Source organism: Streptomyces sp. GLSS-08, from assembly GCF_056387915.1.
Genome location: NZ_JBWJAQ010000026.1, coordinates 24,369 through 46,383, shown reverse-complemented (window position 1 = coordinate 46,383; position 22,015 = coordinate 24,369). Strand labels below are relative to the sequence as shown.

Below are 22,015 nucleotides of genomic sequence, written 5' to 3'. Positions count from 1 at the left end.
ACGCCTCGTTCATGTCACGTCACTGTGCCGACATGCGGGCACCGTTCAGCAGTTGTCGGATTCCGTGCAGCCCGTCTGCGACCAGAAGGACGTGCCGTCGCTGCACTTCCAGTAGAGGTCCTCCTTGTAGTACCAGAAGGGGCAGTGCGGGTTGCAGACCCTCTGCTCGATCCAGCAGCCATTGGCTCCGGACGACGTGGCGTGCGCCGCCTGACTCGGAACGACGTGGCTCAGCAGCTTGTCGGCAACAGCGGTAAGTGTGCGCATGGTCTCCCTTTCTGCATCTGTGTCCATCGGCCGGATCCCCGGCCGGTCGGGTCCGGGTGGACCCGTTCCTGCACAAGCAACGCTAGGCGTGCGGCAGTTGGTGAACTATCCACAGGAGGATCGGATCCGAGTGGTTTCCGGATAGCCACGGAGGCCGGCCGTCCTCGACGGCGCGGTGCCGTAGACGGCCTTGTAGAAGGCGGCGAATCGTCCGAGATGGACGAAGCCCCAGCGCAGCGCCACGTCGGTGACCGTGCCGTCGTCCCGGCCCTCGGCGATCGCGAGCAGGTCCCGGTGCGCGCCGGCGAGTCTGACCCTGCGCAGGTACATCAGGGGGGTGGTGCCGAGGTGGGCGCGGAAGGCGGCTCTCAGCGCCGGGACGCTCAGCCGCGAGGCCAGCGCCATGTCGGCGGTGGACAGCGGTTCACGGGCGTGCTCCTCGCAGTACGTCATCGCCCGGCGCAGTGCGCTCGGCAGCGTGGCGTGCCGGGAGGAGCGGCGCAGGGATTCGCTGAGGCCGCTGGGCTGGCTGTCCAGCAGCCCGTGCACCAGCAGCTGTTCGAAGTGACGCGTCCCGAGCGGCGAGCCGGCGAGGAGCCCGCTCCGCAAGGCCTCGGCGTAGGCGTGCAACGTGCGCAGCCAGGCCCGTGAGCCGGGACACCGGATGTCGATGGCGGGCGTGAACCGGACCGGCTCACCCCGGTCGACGGGGATGCCGCGCGACTCGATCGCCCGGTCGACGACCGGGCGTGGGATACGCAGGATCATCATGTCGCTGTCGTGGGAACGGCGGATCTCCAGCCGCTGTCCGGGGCTGACCACGTCCTGCGCGGTGGCCACGGGCTCACCGTCGACGACCAGACCGCTGTGACCGGCCCGGGGAATGTGGATCAGGTACAGGCCGTGTTGCACGGCGGGGCGTATCTCCACGTCGGCCCCGTGGGCCAAGTGGTAGACGGACATGTCACCCGCTGAGCTGCTCATCCGGAAGCGAGCCGGCCCGGTCTGCTTCCCTAGCATTCTCAGCCGGTGCGGGGCGAACTGGGCGGCCACGACGCTGTGCATGCGCGCCAGGTCACGCCCCTCGTACAGGACGGACTCCGGGACGTTCTCCACTCGTACTCCTCGGTCGGTGAGACGGAAGCGGGCCGGCACCCGGTGAGACGGACGGCCCCGCAGGCCGGCCGGCGAGGCCGAGCGCGTGCCGGGGCCGGTGCGCGGACCGGGGCCAAGGACCACGCGCGTTGCGGGCGAAGGGCCCCGCGATGCGTCAGCCGTGTCCGGACCCGCGGGTCGCGGGGTGCCGTCGGGGCGACAGGGACGTGGCTGACAGCACGTCTGTGCGGCAGTGTTGCCGGAGCGTCGCGTTCGCACCCCGTGGAACACCGTGGGTGACGGCACGTCTTCTGTTCCGGCGGCGCTCGCCCGCAGCCAAGTGGCGCGGCGGCGGATCCGCTCGACGTGTCTCGGGGTGCCGCTGCTCTCGGGTGGGCCGGCTCCCCACCTGGGTCCCTCGTGTCGTTCGACTCCGGTCCGAGGGGCGCGTATCGCGCTCGCGCAGGGACCGTTCAGTCCGGCCGAACGTCAGACCCCGGTCACGGTCCGTGCTGCCCCGCAGTCGTGCGCGGGCGACACGGAGTGGACGTCGGCGGCGGCTCGGACGCCGTGCCGGCCGGATCGGGCCGTCGGCCCGGTCGATGTGCACGAAACATGCTCGGCTCCCTCGGCGGTGCGATGTGCGACTCCCCCCGTTGGGAGCACTGACAGTTATCCCCGATCCCGGAGCGGGCCGCGAGCATTTTGGCTCTCCTTGAAGTGGAATCGGCTGTTCAGGGCAGGTGCAGGCGCCCGGCCACCCGGACCGGAGCGCGGACCCCGCGGTCTACCGCTCGCGCTCGTGGTACGTCTTGCGCGTGTGTTCCGTGTGGGCGCGGGACACCGTCGCGGCGCGCTGTTCGTCGCGGTCCGCGATCGCCGCGATCAGCTCGCGGTGCTCCCGCCAGGACTGGTGACCGCGCTGCCGGGCGACCGGGGTGTAGTACCAGCGGACGCGCCGCTCGACCTGCGCGGCGAGTTCCGCGAGGACCGTGTTGCCGGCGAGTTCCGTCACCGTGGTGTGGAAGCGGGCGTTCAGGGCGACGGCGGCGTCCACGTCGTCGGCGGCGACCGCCCGCTCGCCCTCCGCGCACAGCTCCTCGAGCGCGGCGACGCCCGCGGCGCCCGCCGTCGAGGCGGCGAGCCGGGCCGCCTCGGCCTCCAGAAGCGTACGCACGGTGAGGAGCTGGTCGGCCTCCCGCTCGGTCGGCTCGTGCACGAACGCGCCCTGGGCGGGCCGCAGATCGACCCAGCCCTCGGTGTTCAGCCGCTGGAGGGCCTCGCGGACCGGCTGCCGGGAGACTCCCAGATGCCCGGCGAGCTCGCTCTCCACCAGGTGCTGCCCCGGCACCAGCACTCGCGTGGTGATGAGTTCGAGCAGCGCCTCGTAGACACGGTCACGCAGCGGACCGGGTCGTTCGAGCCTGGGTACCGCCCCATGCGGCAGTCCGGTGGACGACATCGCGGTCTCCCTCCTGGGCGGCGACGGCACCAGCCTGGCGACTGCGGGAGCACGGCATCCGTGGTGGCAGTATGAATTGCCTTTCGTCTACAGTCCACGGCGCACCATCGCGGAGGAGCCGGAGCGCGCGCTCGTCACACCAGCTCCGACGAGGGCGTCCCCGGGGCACTCACGGGCAGCGGACGACCTGCCCCGCGTAGGAGAGGTTCCCGCCGAAGCCGAACAGCAGCACGGGGTCGCCCGTGGAGATCTCCCCGCGCTCCACGAGCTTGGAGAAGGCGAGCGGGATGCTGGCCGCCGAGGTGTTCCCGGAGTGGACGACGTCACGGGCGACCACCGCGTTCACCGCACCGATCTTCTCGGCCAGCGGCTCGATGATCCGCAGGTTCGCCTGGTGCAGGACGACCGCGGCGAGGTCCTCCGGGGTGAGCCCGGCGCGCTCGACGGCCCGGCGGGCGATCGCCGGGAGCTTGGTGGTCGCCCACCGGTACACGCTCTGCCCCTCCTGCGCGAACCGCGCGGGCGTGCCCTCGATGCGGACGGCGTGCCCCATCTCCGGGACCGACCCCCACAGCACCGGGCCGATACCGGGGTCGTCGGACGCTTCGAGCACGACGGCCCCCGCCCCGTCGCCGACCAGGACGGACGTCGTGCGGTCGGTCCAGTCCGTCACCTCGGACATCTTGTCGGCGCCGATGACCAGGGCCCGGGTGGCCGCCCCGGCCCGCAGCGAGTGGTCTGCGGTGGCCAGGGCGTGCGTGAACCCGGCGCAGACGACGTTGAGGTCCAGCACGGCCGGGGACGGGATGCCGAGGCGCGCGGCGACCCGCGCGGCCATGTTCGGGGAGCGGTCGATCGCCGTGGAGGTGGCGACGAGCACCAGGTCGATGTCCGCGGGGACGAGGCCCGCCGCGGCGAGCGCCTTGGCGGCGGCGTGGCCGGCCAGCTCGTCGACCGGCTCGTCGGGCCCGGCGATGTGCCGGGTGCGGATGCCGACGCGGCTCCTGATCCACTCGTCGCTCGTCTCGACCAGGCCTGCCAGGTCCTCGTTGGTGAGAACCCGGGCGGGCTGGTAGTGACCGACGGCGGTGATCCGTGAGCCGTTCATGGGTGGTCCCCCTCGTTGCCTTGGGTAGCGGGATCCACCAGTCTGATCAGTGACTCACGGGTACGACGGCAGGTGATGCCACAGGAATGGGGCGCCAGGCTTGTCGGCTTCTGTCAGGCCGCCGGACGGCCGGACACCTTACGCACGCGTACCCGCCCTTCGCCGACCTGGGGACGGTGGACCGGGAGCGCGTTGCTCGGCGAGCCCCTGTCCCTCCCTCCCTCCCGGCACACCCGTGCAACGGATCTGATCTGCGAGGTCTCCGATCCCAGCCGGGCGCAGCCGCACCTGCGACGGGCCCGGTCGGCAACTTCACGGCGTATCGGGACGGCGTTGCTGTTCGTCGGCGACGGTGTACTGGCGCAGCCTGGCTCGTTCGGATTCTCCGCGTCGGGTGCCGCGCACCGGCTCGTCGACGCTCGTCGATGCCTCCCCGGGGCTGTCGGAGCCGGCGGAGACGGTGTCCTCCTCGTGCTCATTGCCGCTGCGGGCGATGCCCGACGCGGTGGTGTTGTCGTAGTCGCTCTGCGAGGTGGCGGGGTCTGGGCGCTCTTCGCCGCTCCGGGCGATGCCGGAGGCGGTCGTGTCCTCGTAGCGGCTCTCCGGGGCGCCTGCCGCGGCGGTGTCGGGAGACGCGGTGGCTCCGGCGCGAGCCCCGCCCCCTTCACCTGCCTGGCCGGTTTGCTGCCAGGCGGCGTCCCAGGCAATGCCGTAGTACTCGTACAGGTGGTGTTCCTCCGGTACGGACAGGTGGCCGCCTGCGTCGACGTCGACATTGGGCGCGTCCTTGACCATGTCCTTGGGGTAGGGCACTTCCAGGTGGCCCGCGACCATCGAGGCGTCCTGGACGGGCACGAAGGACTCGCTGGTGCCGAACAGGCCCGTCTTGACGCTCACCCACTCCGGCCGACCGGTCGCATCGTCGAGGAAGACGTGCTTGGCGTCGCCGATCTTGTTGCCCTCGACGTCGTAGACCGGATGATCCAGCACCGTCGGGATCTGCTCTCGTGTGATCATCTCCGCCCTCCACTTCGCTGTGCGGTTACCGGTTACCTATCCGGCATAAGGTCATAAAAAACTCGAAGTGCCCCGATCATCCCTGCGGACCGCCGCGTGACGGCGGCCCGCCCCACGAGCGCGGCGGAGCGGGCCGCCGACGCGTTCGCCCCGTGCCCGACAATGAGACGGTGAAGGTCACCTCTCCGCACGACGGCCGGTGACCCTCGGCCACTCCGCAGCAAGGGCCGTTTCCCGGCCGCCAGCACGTACAGAACCGGGGCTGATCAGGACATGGGACGAGTCACGGAACGACGCAGGGTGATCCGTATCCGGGACGGGGCCGTCAGCACCCGCCCCGACACGCTCGTCGCCGAGGAGCCCCTGGAGATCCGGCTCAACGGCAGGCCGCTCGCCATCACCATGCGCACCCCCGGCGACGACTTCGCGCTGGCGGCGGGTTTCCTCGTCAGCGAGGGCGTACTGGGCGCCGCCGACGAGCTCCAGAGCATCGTGTACTGCGCCGGCGCGACCGTGGACGGATCGAACACGTACAACGTCGTCGACGTGCGGACCGCTCCCGGCGTGGTGATCCCCGACATCACACTGGAACGCAACGTGTACACCACGTCCTCGTGCGGTCTGTGCGGCAAGGCGAGCCTGGACGCGGTGCGTACGACGGCCCGCTGGACGATCGACGACACTCCCCCGGTGCGGCTGACGCCCGAGCTGCTCGCGAGCCTCCCCGACCGGCTCCGCGAGGCGCAGCGGGTCTTCGACCGGACCGGGGGCCTGCACGCGGCGGCCCTGTTCGACGAGAGCGGCGGACTCCTCGACGTCCGGGAGGACGTGGGCCGGCACAACGCCGTCGACAAGCTGGTGGGCCGGGCCCTTCAGGGCGGTTCGCTGCCGCTGTCCCGCTCCGTTCTGCTGGTCTCCGGCCGGGCGTCCTTCGAGCTGGCGCAGAAGGCGGTGATGGCCGGCATCCCCGTACTGGCGGCGGTCTCGGCTCCCTCGTCCCTGGCGGTGGACCTCGCGGCCGAGACGGGACTGACGCTGGTGGGGTTCCTGCGCGGCGCCTCCATGAACGTGTACGCGGGCGAGCACCGTATCGCCCTGCGGGCCGCGGCCGCCCAGGACTGACCGGCTCCCCGCGACACGGCGGCGGGGCCCCGACCGGCGGGAAGCGCCCCCTGCGCCGCAAGGGGGCCCCGCCTCTGCCCGTCCGCCGGCCCTTGGAGGGAACGCGCGCTCAGCGTGCGGTGAAGTGCACCTCGGAGGAGTGCACGACCGTGCCCAGGCGCGGGAAGTCCAAGGTGACGGAGGCCGCGTGCTCGGGGCCCGTGAGAGCGGCCATGGCGTCCTCGACGAAGACCAGGTCGTAGCCGAGGTCACCGGCCGCGCGGGCCGTGGACTCGACCCCGAGGTTGGTGGCGACGCCGCCGAGCACCACGGTGGTGACGCCGCGCTCGCGCAGCCGCTCGTCCAGTCCCGTGCCCTGGAATCCGCCGATCGTCCGCTTCACGATCTCGATGTCTCCGTCGGCGGCGAGCCCGGCGACCAGACCGCTGCCGGGCGGCTGCTCGGGAACACCCGGCCGTTCGACCCGGACGAGTACGACCGGCGCGCCGACGGTCCGGAAGGCGTCGGCCACCCGCTGGGCCGCGGAGAGGACTTCGGGGCCCTTGCGGGGCTCCAGGGGCAGGCCGACGATCCGGTCCATCAGGTCGACGAGCACCAGCGCGGTGCGGGCGGGGTCGAGGGCGAGCCGGGGCTCGGCTTCAGGTGCGGTCATGACGGAACGTTAGCCCGCTCCCGCGGTCCGTACCGGAAATCCGGATCGACGGGTGCGTGAACTGATCACGTTCGGCGGCGGCCGTCCGGGTGCGGCCCACCGCGCCGTCCGCGGGACGACGATCCGCCACACCCCCCGCCCGCGGACCCCCGATCCGCGACACCGCGTTCGCCGCCCCGCCGGACCGCGGGATCTGCCCCACCGCGCTCCCGCTCCACGGTGCCGGGACCGCCGCCAGGCCCAGGGGCCCGCGGGCGGTCGCGGCCTGGCCCCACGCCGCGCCGATCCCCTGCCGCACGGTCCTTGTGGGGCGTACGAGCGCCCAAGTAGCGTCGGTGCCGCGAACGTTGGACGTGGGATGTCCAGATTGTCCAGACGCCTGAAGGGCAGGGCCGCACCATGCCGTCAAGTCTCCGCGCACGTCTGAGATCCACCCTGACAGCCGTCCTCACAGCCGCCGCACTGCTGGCGTTACCGGCGCCCGCCGGGGCCGAACCGGCGCCCCCGGCGGCTGAGTTCGAGCAGCAGGTCCTCTTCAGGGCCTCCCAGGATCCCGGCTACGCCTGCTTCCGCATCCCGGCCGTCGTGCGGACGACCGAGGGCACCCTGCTGGCCTTCGCCGAGGGGCGTGTCCTCAACTGCGGGGACTCGGCCGACATAGACATCGTGGTCAAGCGCTCCACGGACGGCGGACGCACCTGGGGCCCGCTGCGGGTGGTCAACGACGGCGGCGGCGACACGCACGGCAACCCGGCCCCCGTCGTGGACCGCGAGAGCGGACGCATCCTCCTGGCGGAGACGTACAACACGGGCCGCACCGACAGCGGGAGCTGCTCGGTGCCCTGCGACCGGACCCCGCACCTCCAGTACAGCGACGACGACGGCCTCACCTGGTCGCGGCCGCGTGACCTGAGCGACGAGATCCTGCCCGCCGACTGGAACTCCTGGTACGCCACCGGGCCCGTGCACGGCATCCAGCTCACCCGCGGCAGGCACGCCGGACGCCTGGTGTTCACCGTCAACACCGAGACGTGGAACGGCGGCCGGGTCACCGCCAACCACGCCGCGCTGATCACCAGCGACGACGGCGGCGACCACTGGGACATCGGCGCGAGGGACTCGTGGCCGGTCGCCGGCGACGGCACCTTCCGCCAGAAGCCCTCGGAGATGACGCTCACGGAGCGGGCCGACGGATCCCTCCTCGTCAGCGGACGCGAACAGGACGGCACCGACCTCGGCCACCGCACCCAGACCGTCAGCCGGGACGGCGGCGACAGCTTCGTGACGCCCTTCCGCGACCTCCCGGACCTCTACACCCCGCAGGTCCAGGGCTCCGTGCTGCGCGTCGGCGACCGGCTCCTGCTGGCCTGCCCCGGCGACCCGGACCGCCGGCGCACGATGATGATCCGCTCTTCGTACGACGGCGGACGCACCTGGGAGAGCGTGGACCGCGGCACGGTCGTCACCACCGACTGGTCCGGGTACTCCGACCTGGTACGTGTCGGCGGCGACGGTGTGGGGCTGCTGTACGAGGGCGGGGCGGTCGACGCCCGCGACGAGATCCGCTTCGCGCGTTTCACCACGGACTGGCTGACGCCGCGCCGCGGCCCCGACCCAACGACGGCCGACCGCGCCCCGCACGCGAGGCGGGCCCTGGTCCTCGGCGGCGCGCGGACGACGACCGGCGCGTTCGGCGGGGCGCTCGCGTTCGACGGCACCGACGACGCCGTACGCCTGCCCCACCAGGACCGGCTGCCCCTCGGGACGAAGGACTTCACGGCGTCCCTGTGGTTCCGTTACACGGCCACGACCGGTGAGCAGCCGCTGCTGTGGATGGGCGGGATCGGCACCTCGCAGCCGCAGGTGTGGCTGCGCGGCGAACCCGCGTCCCACCGGATCACCGGCCTGATGACCGCCCGGAACGGCGCGGCACCGCCGGCCTCCGCCTCGGTGCGGACCACGGACGCGTACAACGACGGCGGGTGGCACCACGTCGCGCTGCGCCGGGGCGGCGGGCGGCTCACGCTCACCGTGGACGGCGCGTCGCTCGGCACGGCGGACGTCCCGGGATCGGTGAGCCGCAACTCGCCGTTCGGGGTCCACCTCGGTCAACGGATGGACGGACGCGCCCACTTCACCGGCGCGATCGACGATGTGAGGGTCTACGACCGGGCGTTGAGCGACGAGGAGCTGACCGCCGTGCGCGCGGGCGAGCCGGCTGTGACCCGGGACACCGTCGTACGGTTGCCCATGGACCGGGTGAGCGGCGGCCACTAACGTCCCGTCCGTGTCCGACGACGCACGAGCACGACGGCGTACGGGAACCGGCGTCGGTGTCCTGCTGGCCCTCGTCTGCGCGGCCGTGCTGCTGACCGCCCTCCCGGACCGCGACCGGGAGGGCGGCGGGGCGTGCACGGCACGTACGGTCACGTCCTGGAAGGCCGACCGGGGACTGACGGGCGAGTTCGCCCGGTACGGGAACGATCCGGTGCGCACCGACGACTGGACGGGCGGCGACGGAACCCACTCGCTGCGGCTGCCGGACGGCCGGGTGCTGTGGCTGTTCTCGGACACCTATCTCGGCCAGGTGCACGGGCCGCCCAATCCCGTCGGCGAGTCCTCCAGCTGGCGCGACACCTCGGCGCCGATGGTGCGCAACTCGGCCGTGGTGATGTCCGCGTCGGGCCGGTTGCAGCGCACGCTGCCCGCCCCGCTGTTCCCGGACCCCGGGGCGGGACAGTGGCGCTGGCCGGTGGCGGCCCGGGTCGAGCCCCGCTCCCCCGGCTCGGCGGAGCGCGTCGTGCGGGTCCTGCTGTGGACCCGTACGGCGGGCGGGGCCCCGTGGATCTACGGGGTGCCCACCGCCACCGAGGTCGCCACGCTCTCGCTGCCCGGCCTGCGGCTCGAGGGCGTCCGGACGGTCCTGGACCAGCGTGGCCTCGCGGACGCCTCCCGGCGCGTCCTGTTCGGGACCTCGGCGCTGGACGCCGGTAACCGGACGTACGTCTTCGGCGGCAACGACGCGCAGGCCGCGGGGCGCCGGGTCTCGACGGCGTACGTCGCCCGCGTACCGCGCGGCGGGCTGGGCGAGCCGGGTGCCTGGGAGTACTGGGACGGCTCGCGGTGGGCGGCGCGGGCCCGCCCGGCGCCGGTGCTCGGGGACGGGACGCGCAGGGGTGTGGGCAGCGCGTTCACGGTGGTGCGCGACGGCGGCACGTACGTCCTGTTCACGATGGCCGCCGGCACGCGGGGCCTGACGACTCTCACGTCGTACTGGGCGTGCTCGCCGGCGGGGCCCTGGCACGGGCCCCTGCGCGGTCTCAGCCCGTCGCTGCCCGCGGGCGACGTGGCCGCGTACAACCCGCAGGCGCATCCGGCACTGAGCGGCGGCGGCCGGCTGGTCCTCAGCTACGACGTCAACTGGCTGGACGCGACGGGGGCTTCGGCGCAGGCGAACCTGAGCCGGAACGTGTCCCTGTACCGACCGCGGTTCGTGACGCTGCGGCTGGGACCGCCTCCGTGACCGCCTCGGGGTCGCGGGAGCGGCGCTTGGCGATCACCGCGCAGACCATGAGCTGCATCTGGTGGAAGAGCATCAGCGGCAGCACGGCGAGGGAGGCGTGCGCCCCGAAGAGGACGCTCGCCATGGGCAGCCCCGAGGCGAGGGACTTCTTGGAACCGGCGAACTGGATCGCGATCCGGTCCTCGCGGCTGAAGCGCAGCGCCTTCGATCCGTACCAGGTGAGCGCCAGCATCAGGGCGAGCAGGACGGCCTCGACGACCAGGAGTCCGGCGAGCCGGACGGCGCTGACCCGGTGCCAGATGCCCTGGACCATGCCCTCGCTGAACGCGGTGTAGACGACGAGGAGGATCGAGCCGCGGTCGACGTACCCGAGGACCTTCTTGTGACGCGTGACGAACCCGCCGATCCAGCGGCGCAGCAGCTGTCCGGCGAGGAACGGGACGAGCAGCTGGAGCACGATCGCGACGAGGGAGTCCGCGGAGAACCCGCCGCCGCCGCTGCCGAGCAGCGCCGCCGCGAGCAGCGGGGTGAGGACGATGCCCGCGAGCGAGGAGAAGGATCCCGCGCAGATGGCGGCGGGCACGTTGCCGCGCGCCATGGACGTGAAGGCGATCGACGACTGGACGGTCGACGGGACGAGGGTGAGGAAGAGGAGGCCCTGGTACAGGGGGTCGGTCAGCAGGACCGGGACGAGGCCGCGGGCGGCCGTGCCGAACAGCGGGAACACCACGAAGGTGCAGACCAGCACGGTGACGTGCAGGCGCCAGTGGCGCAGGCCGTCCATCGCCTCGCGGGTGGACAGCCGCGCCCCGTAGAGGAAGAACAGGAAGGCGATCGCGGCGGTGGACGCACCCGACGCCACATCGGCCGCCGTCCCCCGCGCCGGGAACAGGGCCGCGAGCCCCACCGTCCCGAGCAGCATGAGGAGGTACGGGTCGATCGGCATCCAGCTCGGCCACTGCAGGCGTTTCACGGTGCTCCACTGCTTCGTTCGGTGCGTCGTCCGTCTTGGTCGGGGCGTGCCCTGACTTCATCGTCCTCCCCCGCGGCATGATCGGGAATCCGTCATACCACTCTGACTGTGATCGCCTCCCGCGATAACGTGGCGCCGTGTACGACCCCTCCCAGCTGCGTACCTTCCTGGCCGTGGCGCAGACGCTGAGTTTCACCCGGGCCGCCCGGCGGCTCGGGCTGCGGCAGTCGACCGTGAGCCAGCACGTGCGCCGTCTGGAGGACGCCGCGGGACGCCGTCTCTTCTCGCGGGACACCCACTCCGTGGAGCTCACGGAGGACGGCGAGGCGATGCTGGGCTTCGCGCGGCGGATCCTGGAGGTGCACGACCAGGCGTCTGCGTTCTTCACGGGGACGCGGCTGCGCGGGCGGCTGCGGTTCGGCGCCTCGGAGGACTTCGTGCTGACCCGGCTGCCGGAGATCCTCGAGGGCTTCCGGCACGACCATCCCGAGGTCGACCTGGAACTGACGGTGGAGCTGTCGGGGACGCTGCACGAGCGGCTGGCGGCGGGGAAGCTGGACCTGGTGCTGGCGAAGTGCCGGCCCGAGGACCCGCGCGGCGAGCTGGTCTGGCACGACGAGCTGGTCTGGATCGGCGCGGAGCGGCTGCGGCTGGAACCCGACCGGCCGGTCCCGCTCATCGTGTACCCGCCGCCCGGCATCACGCGCGCCCTCGCCCTGGAGGCGCTGGAACGCGAGGGCCGCCCCTGGCGCGTCGTCTGCACGAGCGGCAGCCTGAGCGGCCTCATCGCGGCGGCCCGCGCGGGCCTCGGCGTGATGGCCCACTCCCGGGGGCTGGTCCCGCCCGGCCTGGTCCCGATGCCCGAGCGGGCGGGACTTCCGGAGCTGGGCGAGGTCGACTTCGTCGTCGTCCACGGGCGGCGCCGCCCCGCGGCCCAGGACGCGGCGGACGCACTGGCGGCGGCGATCCTGGGGGGCGGCGACCGGCTGCACCGGGGACGCGGGTAGCACCGGCGCCCCGCGCCGGTCACGGTGGCGCCGCGGCGGCCGTCGGCATCCAGGGGCAGGAGCCGGTGATTCCGCTTCGGTGACACCGGGTGCCCGGGGGCCCGCGGAGGGGGGTCGTACAGATTCCGTGGAGATTACGGCACCGAAACTTACCGAACCGTAAGTAATCTGTCCGGCCCTTCCCCATGTGCGCGCATTTCCTCGACCGGCCAGGGCGGACACCGGGCCGCCCGGTGTCTTCGCCCCCTCCCGTCCGATCCGTCCGTGAGGTAGCTTTCACGGCGCTGTGCCGAGCGCCACAAGGAGCGGGTTTGCGCGAGTTCACCAACCCTCCGCCGGCGTCGCCGCCGCCGGTGGGCGGTCTGGCCGACGTTGTGTTCGACCATGCCCTGGAGGACCCGCTGCGCGTCGCCCTCGGCCGCAAGGACGACCAGGGGCAGTGGCGTGACGTGACCGCCGCCGAGTTCCGCGACGAGGTGCTCGCCCTGTCCAAGGGGCTCCTCGCCCAGGGCGTCCGGTTCGGCGACCGGGTCGCGATCATGTGCCGCACCCGGTACGAGTGGACCCTCTTCGACTACGCGCTGTGGACGATCGGCGCCCAAGTGGTGCCCGTCTACCCGACGTCGTCCGCCGAGCAGGTCTTCTGGATGCTGCACGACGCGCAGGTCGCGGCCGTGATGGTCGAGCACGAGGACCACGCGATGACGGTCGCCACCGTCGTCGACCGGCTGCCGCAACTGCACAAGCTGTGGCAGCTCGACGCGGGCGCGGTGCAGGAGCTGTACGAGGCGGGGGCGCACCTCGACGACGAGGTGGTGCACCGGCACCGGCGCGCCGTCACCCCCGATTCGGTCGCCACGATCATCTACACCTCCGGCACCACCGGCCGCCCCAAGGGCTGTGTGCTCACGCACGCCAACTTCATGTTCGAGACCGACACCGTCATCGAGCGCTGGGAGCCGGTCTTCCACTCCCGACGCGGGGACGAGGCGGCCACGCTGCTCTTCCTGCCGCTCGCGCACGTCTTCGGGCGGATGGTGCAGGTCGCCGCGATCCGCGGCCGGGTCCGGTTCGGCCACCAGCCGCAGCTCAACGCGGCGGCCCTGCTGCCCGACCTGGCCGCCTTCCAGCCGACCTTCTTCCTGGCCGTGCCGTACATCTTCGAGAAGGTCTTCAACGCGGCCCGCCGCAAGGCGGAGAAGGAAGGCAGAGCCGGGGCCTTCGAGAAGGCCGTCGAAGTCGCCGTGCGCTACGCCGACGCGATCGAGGACAAGGCCTGGGGCATCGGCCCCGGCCCGTCGGCCGCCCTGCGGATGCAGCACCAGGTCTTCGACAAGCTCGTCTACGCCAAGGTGCGCGCGGCGATGGGCGGCCGGGTGAAGCACGCGATGTCGGGCGGCTCGGGCATGGACCGCCGGCTCGGCCTGTTCTTCGCGGGCGCCGGGGTCACCATCTACGAGGGGTACGGCCTCACCGAGTCAACGGCCGCGGCGACCGCGAACCCGCCCGAGCGCACCCGGTTCGGCACCGTCGGCCAGGCCATCCCGGGCACCACCGTGCACATCGCGGACGACGGGGAGATCTGGCTGCACGGCGGCAACGTCTTCCAGGGCTACCTGAACGACACCAAGGCCACGGACGCCGCGCTGCACGACGGCTGGCTGGCCACCGGCGACCTCGGCTCCCTCGACGAGGACGGCTACCTCACGATCACCGGCCGCAAGAAGGAGATCCTGGTGACCTCCGGCGGCAAGAGCGTCTCGCCGGGCGTCCTGGAGGAGCGGGTGCGCGACCATCCGCTGGTCGCGCAGTGCATCGTCGTCGGCAACGACCGGCCGTACATCGCCGCCCTCGTCACCCTCGACTCGGAGGCCGTCGACCACTGGCTCCAGATGCGCGGAAAACAGCGGATGACCCCGTCCGAACTGGTCCGCGACGCCGACCTGGAGACCGAGGTGCGGCGCGCGGTGGTCGCCGCTAACACGCTGGTCTCGCAGGCGGAGTCGATCCGCACGTTCCGGATCCTGGCCCATCAGTTCACCGAGGAACACGGACTGCTCACGCCGTCGCTGAAGCTGAAGCGCAAGGCGATCGAGAAGGCGTACGTCGCCGAGGTCGAGGCCCTGTACCGCGCCTGAGGGCTGTCGACCGGCCCATGATCCGGACGGGCTTCCGGCCGGCCCCGCCGAGGGGGACATCGAGGCCGTCGCGGAGATCATCGCGGGTCCCGTCAACCATCCTCGTGCTTCAGGGCCATTTTCGGCCAATATCCGGTTCCCCTCGCCCATCCCCGAGCTAATTGGGCACTCAGGAATGCATCACGCGCTGTGATCGTTGACGATGGAGTACCACCCGACGAACTGAAGGATCGAGAGCTAGTGAGCAAGGTCCCCCCGATCATCCTGAACAACGGCGTCGAGATGCCGCAGCTGGGTTTCGGCGTCTGGCAGGTCCCGGACGACGAGGCGGAGCAGGCCGTCGCCACGGCACTGGAGGCCGGGTACCGCAGCATCGACACCGCGGCGATCTACGGCAACGAGGAGGGCACGGGCAAGGCCATCGCCTCCTCCGGCGTCCCGCGTTCGGACCTCTTCGTCACCACCAAGCTCTGGAACAGTGACCAGGGGTACGACTCCACCCTTCGTGCCTTCGACACGTCGCTGGAGAAGCTCGGCCTGGACTACGTGGACCTGTACCTGATCCACTGGCCGCTGCCGTCCCGGGGCACGTCCACGGACACGTACAAGGCCTTCGAGAAGATCCACGCGGACGGCCGCGCCAAGGCCATCGGTGTTTCCAACTTCCTCCCGGAGCACCTGGAGAAGCTGCTCGAGGCGACGTCGGTCGTCCCGGCCGTCAACCAGATCGAGCTGCACCCGCACCTCCAGCAGGGCGGGTCGCGGGAGTACCACGCGAAGCACGCCATCGCCACGGAGGCCTGGTCCCCGCTCGGCCAGGGCAAGGGCCTGCTGGAGGTCCCGGCGATCGTGGCCATCGCCCGCAAGCACGGGCGCACGGCGGCCCAGGTCGTGCTGCGCTGGCACATCCAGCTGGGCAACGTCGTGATCCCCAAGTCCGTGACGCCGTCGCGGATCAAGGAGAACATCGAGGTCTTCGACTTCGAACTGGACGCCGAGGACATGGCGGCGATCAGCGCGCTCGACGAGAACCGCCGGCTGGGTCCCGACCCGGCCACCTTCGACGTGGTCTGAGGGACGGCACCTCCCTGACGGAGGTCAGCTTCTCCTCCCGGCGCCAGCGGCGCGGGACATTTCGGGCGGGCGCCCCGGCCAGAGCTTCACCGCCGGGGCGCCCGCCCGCGCGCTCGGTGTCGGCTACTCCCCCTTCACCCCGGCGTACACCGTGTGGGCCAGCAGGACGAACGTGTCCGGGCGGTGGTGGACGCTCGCCTCGTCGTCCGGGTCGAGGAGCCGGTCGAGGGTGGCCAGGTCGTCGGCGTCGAGGCTGTGCGCGAGGCCCTCGCGGCGCCGGTTCAGGATCGTGACGACGAAGGCGCGGGCCTTCTCGGACAGCGGGGCGGGCAGGTCGAGCAGGAACGTGCGGGTGGCGACGTGCCGCAGACCCACCGCGGTCAGCAGGGCGGGCCAGTCCTCCGTCTCGGCCACCGCGCCGGGCAGTCCCGCGCGCATCTCCGTGAACCAGTGCTCGTGGACCGCGTCGATCCGGGACTCCAGGCCGGGGCGGCCGATGCCGACGTCGCGCGGCAGGAAGCGCGGGGACAGGCCGCCCTCCAGGAGCGCGAGCGTACCGCCGGGCGCGAGGCTGCGTGCGAAACCGGCGAGCGCGGCCCGCTGGTCGCCGACGTGGTGCAGGGACCTGCTGGCCCACAGCAGGTCGGCCGGGTACTCCAACTCGCCCAGACCGTCGCCGAGTTCGGCGCACAGGGTGCTGAAGCGGTCGGCGACGCCGTGGCTCCCGGCGCGGGCGCGGGCCCGCTCGAGGAGCGGCTCCGCACCGTCGACGGCCACGACACGCGCCTGCGGGAAGGTGTCGGCGAGCAGACAGGAGATGACGCCGGGGCCGCTGCCCGCGTCCACGATCAGACCGGGTGCGGGCTGCAGCTCCCGCAGCCAGGCCGCCGCGCTCGTGTAGAGGGGTGTGAACAGCTCGGCCTCCTGCTCCAGCACGGGGAGCATCTCGGCGAAGTCCATGTGGGTGTGATCGTGACCCGCGTGGGCGTGACCCCCGGGGGCGGGGCCCGCGTGGGCGGGGCCGCCGTGGTCGTGAGCGTGTGCCATGGTTCCGGACCTCTCGTTCGGGATGCGGTCAGCGTGCTCCGCCACTCCCGGAAACGGCCAGTCGTGTTGCGCGAACGGCAAAACGCGTCGGCGTCGAGGAGCCAGGTCCGTGGGGGCCGGGACGGGCGGGCCGCCGGGGACCGGCGGCGCGAGAAGCGCCGCCGGCCCCTGACGGGCTCGCTCATCCGGTCGTCACAGCGCCGGGTACGCGTTCTTCAGGAGCTCCTGGAACTGTGCCGAGAACCAGTGCCCGGCCAGCGGCGCGTTGGGCAGCGCCCCCGACATGCTGTTCCCGTTGCGGGCGTTGCCGGTGTACGTCGGGTCGCACATCCGGTCGAAGCCCTTGCCCTCGTCGTTGTCGACGACGGAGCTGGCGCCGTCGGACTCACCCGGAGGCTTCACCCACACGTAGGCGTCGACACCGGCGGCCGGGGCCGCGGTCGGCCGCGCACCGAGGCCCGCACCGCTCTGGTTGCACCAGTTGCCGGCGTGGATGCGGCGGTCGACGCGACCACCGTTCACATAGGCGTCCACCGAGGTCAGCGGACCGGCGCCGGTGGGCCGGGCGGAGCCGCCCCAGCCGTTCCGGGAGGTGTCGACCAGCATGCCGATCCCGGAGTTGAATCCGGCCGCGACGAGCTTGTCACGCAGTGCCTGGGCGTAGGACTGCTCGTCCACGTACTGGTTCCAGTCCACCCACTTCGACTGACGTACCGTCTGCCCGTTGACGCTGTCGGTGACCTTGAAGTTCGGCTCCGTGGTCGGGCTGTAGTTGGCGGTGTTGACGATGAAGCCGGCCACGTCGCTCACGCTCGCGCCGTTGGTCGTGGCGACCCTGTAGAACTGCTGGACGGAGGGAGCGAGGTTGGTGTCCCAGCCCAGCCAGCCGTGATGAGCGGCGTCGATGTAGTTGTAGACGTTCGGGATGGCGCCCAGTTTGTCCAGGGCGTAGCTCACACCCTTCTCGTAGTTCCCGTTGCTCTTCATCGTGACGCAGGCGTCGGTGGTGGTGTTGGTGCCGCCCGCGTTGGTGATCAGGTTGGGCAGGGAGTCGGGCTCGATGACGGTGCTGATCCTCAGACCGGCGTAGGCCGGGTCGGCCAGGATCGCCGCGATCGGGTCGATGTACTCGGTCTTGTACCTGCCGATGTCCGTGGGGCCCAGTTCTCCGTTGGAGGCAAGGGCCGCGCAGTCCCGTCCCGGCAGATCGTAGATGACCAGCTGGACGACCAGCTCGCCCGAGCCCTTCTGCTTGAGCGCCGCGTCCAGGTGGGCGCGCAGGCCCATGCCGCCGTTCGCGCCCTTGATGGCGGCGATGCGGTCGAGCCAGACGGCGGTGGGCTGGTTGGAGATCTTCGTGCCGCCCGGTTCGGCCGCGGCCTTCGCGGACCATTCGGGGTTCACGTACACCTTGGCACCGGCGTACGGGTTGTCCGCCTTGCCGCCGGACGGCGGCGGGGTGGTCGGCGGCGGGGTGGTCGGGGGATCCGTCGGGTCGGTGCCTCCGCCGCCGTCGACGTTGCAGGTCACACCGTCGAGGGTGAAGGTGGCGGGCAGCGCGTTCGTCCCGCTGTACGTGCCGTTGAAGCCGAAGCTGACCGAACCGCCGTTCGCCAGTGAGCCGTTGTAGCTCTCGTTGGCGGCGGTGACGGCGGCGCCGCTCTGGCTGAGCTTCGCGTTCCAGCCGGAGGTGACCTTCTGGTTCCCGGCGTACGACCACTTCAGTGACCACGAGGACTTGGCGGCGCTGTGGTTGGTGATGGTCACGGCGGTGGTGAAGCCGGTGTCCCACTGGTTCTGCACTTTGTAGTCGACGGTGCAGGGGACGGCCGTGGGGCCGACGTCCCCTGCGACGGCCGCGAATGCGGTGCCCGTACCGCCGGCGAGCAGGGCGAGTGCCGCCAGTAGGGCTGTTCTTGTACGGCTCATGTGCGGGGTTCCTATCCGTTGAGGGAGCGCGGGTGGTAGCGCGGCCCGGTGCCGTAGGACATGGGGGTTCCGTCGTGCTCGCCGATCAGGGAGGGGCCGTTGACATGCCAGGCGGCGGCGACCCTGCCCGCCGGATCGCCGGGTGGGTTTGCCGGCCACTGGCCGAGATCGTGCGGGTACGCGGGGCCGCCGGCCGGAATCAGATTCCTGGCTCGGGTGCCGACGGCGCGGTTGACGCCGAGCAGCCTTCCGGCTGTGCCGTCGGCGTCGAGGCAGACCTCGGCGCCGACCACGGGAAATGCCGGACGCTGGGGGTGTTGCATGAGCGACTCCTTGCAGTTCAGGCGTGTCGTGTCCGACACGTCGACTGATGGAACCGCTCCCACTGGTGCCGATGAAGCTAGCGCCAAGTGCCGCCAAAGAACAGAGGAGATGCACTGTCGATCAATCGAATCATTTCGACTCTTCAAGCACCTTGACCCCTCACAGCCCTCTCCCCATCATGGGAGCGCTCCCACTGGTTCAAGGCTTGTTGCTCCTCCCCCCTTTCTCCGAGCCGCAAGGAGGAACCAGCACATGCACTCCAGACGCAGACGCCGTACCGCGCGACGGATGTGGACCGCCGTCGCGGCGGCCCTGGCGCTGCCGCTCACCATGTTGGGCACCAGCTCAACTCCCGCTCAGGCGGCAGCAGTTCAATGCAGCGTCGACTACAAGGCCAACGACTGGGGCTCCGGGTTCACGGCGGATCTGACGATCACCAACCGCGGCTTGGAAGCCATCAGCGGATGGACCCTCACGTACGCCTACACCGGAAACCAGTCCCTCACCAACGGGTGGAACGGCACCTGGTCCCAGGCCGGCAAGACGGTCACCGCGAAGAACGCGTCGTGGAACGGGACGATCGCCGCCGGGGCCGCCGTCACCACCGGCGCGCAGTTCACCTACAGCGGCACCAACGCCGCTCCCACCTCCTTCGCCGTCAACGGCACGACCTGCGCCGGCGCGCACCAGCCGCCGGTCACCGTGCTGACGTCGCCCACCGCGGGCGCCGTGTACACGCAGGGCGATCCGGTCCCGCTGGCCGCCACCGCCGCGGCGGCCGACAACGCGACCATCAGCAAGGTCGAGTTCTACGACGACACGACCCTGCTGGGCACGGACACCAGCGCGCCGTACACGCTCTCCACGAGTTCGCTCGCGGCCGGAGGCCACTCGCTGGTCGCGAAGGCGTACGACAGCCTCGGGGCCTCGGCCGACTCCACCCCGGTCGGGATCACGGTCGCGTCGGGACCGGCCGTGGTCGCCTCTCCGTCCCAACTCGGGGTCCAGCAGAGCAAGTCGGGAACGTTCGAGGTCAAGCTGTCGACGAAGCCGAGCGCGAACGTCACGGTCTCCGTGGCACGCACCGGCGGCAACACGGGCCTGTCCGTGACCGGCGGCTCCTCGCTCACCTTCACGCCGTCCAACTGGAACACGGCGCAGAAGGTGACCGTCACGGCCGACGCGTCGGGCACCGGTGCGGCCACCTTCACGGCCTCGGCGACCGGTCACACGAAGGCGACCGTCACCGTGACGCAACTGGCCGCGTCGAAGGCCTACGACGCCCGGTTCCTGGAGCTGTACGGAAAGATCACCAACCCGGCGAACGGCTACTTCTCCCCCGAGGGCATCCCCTACCACTCGGTGGAGACGCTGATCGTCGAGGCTCCGGACCACGGGCACGAGACGACGTCGGAGGCGTACAGCTATCTGATCTGGCTGCAGGCCATGTACGGGAAGGTCACCGGCGACTGGTCCAGGTTCAACGCCGCGTGGAAGACCATGGAAACGTACATGATCCCCACGCACGCCGACCAGCCGACGAACTCCTTCTACAACGCCGCCAAGCCGGCCACGTACGCGCCCGAGTACGACACTCCGAACGAGTACCCGGCCAAGCTCGACGGCGGGGTGTCGGTCGGTCCCGACCCGATCGCCGCCGAGCTGAAGAGCGCGTACGGCACGGACGACATCTACGGAATGCACTGGCTGCAGGACGTGGACAACGTCTACGGCTACGGCAACGAGCCCGGCAAGTGCGAGGCGGGGCCGACGGCCACCGGTCCCTCGTACATCAACACCTTCCAGCGCGGCCCGCAGGAGTCCGTCTTCGAGACGATCCCCCAGCCGACCTGTGACGCCTTCAAGTACGGCGGTCCCAACGGCTATCTGGATCTGTTCACCGGCGACGCCTCCTACGCCAAGCAGTGGAAGTTCACCAACGCCCCCGACGCCGACGCCCGCGCCGTGCAGGCCGCCTACTGGGCCGACGTCTGGGCCAAGGAGCAGGGCAAGAGCGCGGACGTGTCGACGACCCTCGGCAAGGCCGCGAAGATGGGCGACTACCTGCGCTACTCCATGTACGACAAGTACTTCAAGAAGATCGGCAACTGCGTGGGGCCGTCGGCGTGCCCGGCCGGCACCGGCAAGGACGCCTCGCACTACCTGATGTCCTGGTACTACGCCTGGGGCGGCGCCACCGACGCCTCGGCGGGCTGGGCCTGGCGCATCGGTTCCAGCCACACGCACGGCGGCTACCAGAACCCCCTGGCCGCCTACGCCCTCAGCCAGAACGCCGACCTGAAGCCCAAGTCGACGACGGGGCAGGCGGACTGGGCCAAGTCGCTCGGCCGGCAGCTGGAGTTCTACCGCTGGCTCCAGTCGGACGAGGGCGCCATCGCGGGCGGCGCGACCAACAGCTGGGGAGGCCGCTACGCGACCCCGCCGGCCGGGACGCCCACCTTCTACGGCATGTACTACGACGAGAAGCCCGTGTACCACGACCCGCCGTCCAACCAGTGGTTCGGCTTCCAGGCGTGGTCCATGGAACGGGTCGCCGAGTACTACCAGCAGACGGGGAACGCGGACGCCAAGGCCGTGCTCGACAAGTGGGTCGACTGGGCCCTGTCCAAGACGACCGTCAACCCGGACGGCACCTTCCAGGTCCCGTCCACGCTCAAGTGGTCCGGCAAGCCCGACACCTGGAACGCGTCGAGTCCGGGCGCCAACAGCACCCTGCACGTCACCGTCGCCGACTACACGAACGACGTCGGCGTGGCGGCCGCGTACGCCAAGACCCTGACGTACTACGCCGACCGGTCCGGTGACACGGAGGCGAAGACGACGGCGAAGGCGCTGCTCGACGGCATGTGGGAGCACAACCAGGACGCGCTCGGCGTCGCCGTCCCGGAGACCCGCGCCGACTACAACCGCTTCGACGACGGTGTGTACGTCCCGAGCGGCTGGACCGGCAAGATGCCGAACGGCGACACGATCAACTCCTCGTCGACGTTCGCCTCGATGCGGTCCTTCTACAAGAACGACCCGGCGTGGTCGAAGATCGAGAGCTATCTCGCGGGCGGCGCCGCGCCCACGTTCACGTACCACCGGTTCTGGGCCCAGGCGGACATAGCCCTCGCCATGGGCTCGTACGCGGAGCTCCTCGAATAGTCCCCGCTCGCTCCGCGTACCGAGGCCCCGCCGCCCGTCCCACGGACGGCGGGGCCGTGGCCGGGCGGTCCCTCGCCGCACCGGGGGACCGCCCGGTCTTCGCGTCTTT

At 71.4% G+C, this 22,015-nt stretch carries 17 protein-coding genes; 7 read left to right on the top strand and 10 right to left on the bottom strand.

Translation table 11 applies throughout. The features are described from left to right. Positions 1–45: 45 nt before the first annotated feature. From AC0ZLC_RS30940 to AC0ZLC_RS30920, 5 genes are all read right to left on the bottom strand, one after another. Positions 46–267 (bottom strand): hypothetical protein, encoded by a 222-nt coding sequence (locus tag AC0ZLC_RS30940; RefSeq protein ID WP_476755245.1) that lies wholly within the window; start codon positions 265–267, stop codon positions 46–48. Positions 268–372: 105 nt separating this feature from the next. Then, positions 373–1,383: an AraC family transcriptional regulator gene (locus AC0ZLC_RS30935; protein WP_476755244.1), complete on the bottom strand. Its 1,011-nt coding sequence runs from the start codon at positions 1,381–1,383 to the stop codon at positions 373–375. A 766-nt stretch (positions 1,384–2,149) separates the two neighbouring features. Continuing rightward, on the bottom strand, positions 2,150–2,824 hold the full coding sequence (locus tag AC0ZLC_RS30930) for a GntR family transcriptional regulator (protein ID WP_476755243.1): 675 nt from the start codon (positions 2,822–2,824) through the stop codon (positions 2,150–2,152). A gap of 169 nt (positions 2,825–2,993) precedes the next feature. After that, positions 2,994–3,932 (bottom strand): beta-ketoacyl-ACP synthase III, encoded by a 939-nt coding sequence (locus tag AC0ZLC_RS30925; RefSeq protein ID WP_476755242.1) that lies wholly within the window; start codon positions 3,930–3,932, stop codon positions 2,994–2,996. Between the two features lie 312 nt (positions 3,933–4,244). Next, positions 4,245–4,949: a PRC-barrel domain-containing protein gene (locus AC0ZLC_RS30920; protein WP_476755241.1), complete on the bottom strand. Its 705-nt coding sequence runs from the start codon at positions 4,947–4,949 to the stop codon at positions 4,245–4,247. A gap of 273 nt (positions 4,950–5,222) precedes the next feature. Between AC0ZLC_RS30920 and fdhD the strand changes: the two genes are divergently transcribed. Beyond that, positions 5,223–6,071, top strand: a complete 849-nt coding sequence (gene fdhD, locus AC0ZLC_RS30915) for a formate dehydrogenase accessory sulfurtransferase FdhD (protein ID WP_476755240.1) — start codon at positions 5,223–5,225, stop codon at positions 6,069–6,071. A 109-nt stretch (positions 6,072–6,180) separates the two neighbouring features. Here fdhD and AC0ZLC_RS30910 read toward each other — a convergent pair whose 3' ends face one another. Next, on the bottom strand, positions 6,181–6,723 hold the full coding sequence (locus AC0ZLC_RS30910) for an isochorismatase family protein (RefSeq protein ID WP_476755239.1): 543 nt from the start codon (positions 6,721–6,723) through the stop codon (positions 6,181–6,183). Between the two features lie 399 nt (positions 6,724–7,122). Here AC0ZLC_RS30910 and AC0ZLC_RS30905 point away from each other — a divergent pair, with 399 nt between their 5' ends. Beyond that, positions 7,123–9,000: an exo-alpha-sialidase gene (locus AC0ZLC_RS30905; RefSeq protein ID WP_476755238.1), complete on the top strand. Its 1,878-nt coding sequence runs from the start codon at positions 7,123–7,125 to the stop codon at positions 8,998–9,000. A 10-nt stretch (positions 9,001–9,010) separates the two neighbouring features. Next, complete coding sequence (locus AC0ZLC_RS30900) at positions 9,011–10,246, top strand: hypothetical protein (protein ID WP_476755237.1); 1,236 nt, start codon at positions 9,011–9,013, stop codon at positions 10,244–10,246. On the opposite strand, the gene AC0ZLC_RS30895 is transcribed toward AC0ZLC_RS30900, so the two are convergent. After that, the gene (locus AC0ZLC_RS30895) at positions 10,140–11,192 is read right to left on the bottom strand and encodes a bile acid:sodium symporter family protein (RefSeq protein ID WP_476755282.1); all 1,053 of its coding nucleotides are present in this window, start codon (positions 11,190–11,192) and stop codon (positions 10,140–10,142) included. The two genes, AC0ZLC_RS30900 and AC0ZLC_RS30895, sit on opposite strands and share 107 nt — an antisense overlap. 164 nt (positions 11,193–11,356) lie before the next feature. On the opposite strand from AC0ZLC_RS30895, the gene AC0ZLC_RS30890 reads away from it, so the two are divergent. From AC0ZLC_RS30890 to AC0ZLC_RS30880, 3 genes are all read left to right on the top strand, one after another. Continuing rightward, positions 11,357–12,226 (top strand): LysR substrate-binding domain-containing protein, encoded by an 870-nt coding sequence (locus tag AC0ZLC_RS30890; RefSeq protein WP_476755236.1) that lies wholly within the window; start codon positions 11,357–11,359, stop codon positions 12,224–12,226. 311 nt (positions 12,227–12,537) lie between these two features. Continuing rightward, the gene (locus AC0ZLC_RS30885; protein ID WP_476755235.1) at positions 12,538–14,364 is read left to right on the top strand and encodes an AMP-dependent synthetase/ligase; all 1,827 of its coding nucleotides are present in this window, start codon (positions 12,538–12,540) and stop codon (positions 14,362–14,364) included. 282 nt (positions 14,365–14,646) lie between these two features. Continuing rightward, positions 14,647–15,438 carry an aldo/keto reductase gene (locus AC0ZLC_RS30880; protein WP_476755281.1) on the top strand — a complete coding sequence of 264 codons (792 nt, stop codon included), beginning with the start codon at positions 14,647–14,649 and terminating at the stop codon, positions 15,436–15,438. A gap of 123 nt (positions 15,439–15,561) precedes the next feature. Here AC0ZLC_RS30880 and AC0ZLC_RS30875 read toward each other — a convergent pair whose 3' ends face one another. The 3 genes from AC0ZLC_RS30875 to AC0ZLC_RS30865 form a co-directional block, all read right to left on the bottom strand. Beyond that, a complete protein-coding gene (locus tag AC0ZLC_RS30875) occupies positions 15,562–16,485 on the bottom strand; it encodes a class I SAM-dependent methyltransferase (RefSeq protein ID WP_476755234.1) in 924 nt (307 codons plus the stop codon). Between the two features lie 192 nt (positions 16,486–16,677). Further along, positions 16,678–18,414 (bottom strand): glycoside hydrolase family 6 protein, encoded by a 1,737-nt coding sequence (locus AC0ZLC_RS30870; RefSeq protein WP_476755233.1) that lies wholly within the window; start codon positions 18,412–18,414, stop codon positions 16,678–16,680. Between the two features lie 11 nt (positions 18,415–18,425). Then, a complete protein-coding gene (locus tag AC0ZLC_RS30865) occupies positions 18,426–18,737 on the bottom strand; it encodes a hypothetical protein (RefSeq protein WP_476755232.1) in 312 nt (103 codons plus the stop codon). 253 nt (positions 18,738–18,990) lie between these two features. On the opposite strand from AC0ZLC_RS30865, the gene AC0ZLC_RS30860 reads away from it, so the two are divergent. Next, a complete protein-coding gene (locus AC0ZLC_RS30860; RefSeq protein ID WP_476755231.1) occupies positions 18,991–21,906 on the top strand; it encodes a glycoside hydrolase family 48 protein in 2,916 nt (971 codons plus the stop codon). The last annotated feature ends 109 nt before the right edge of the window (positions 21,907–22,015 follow it).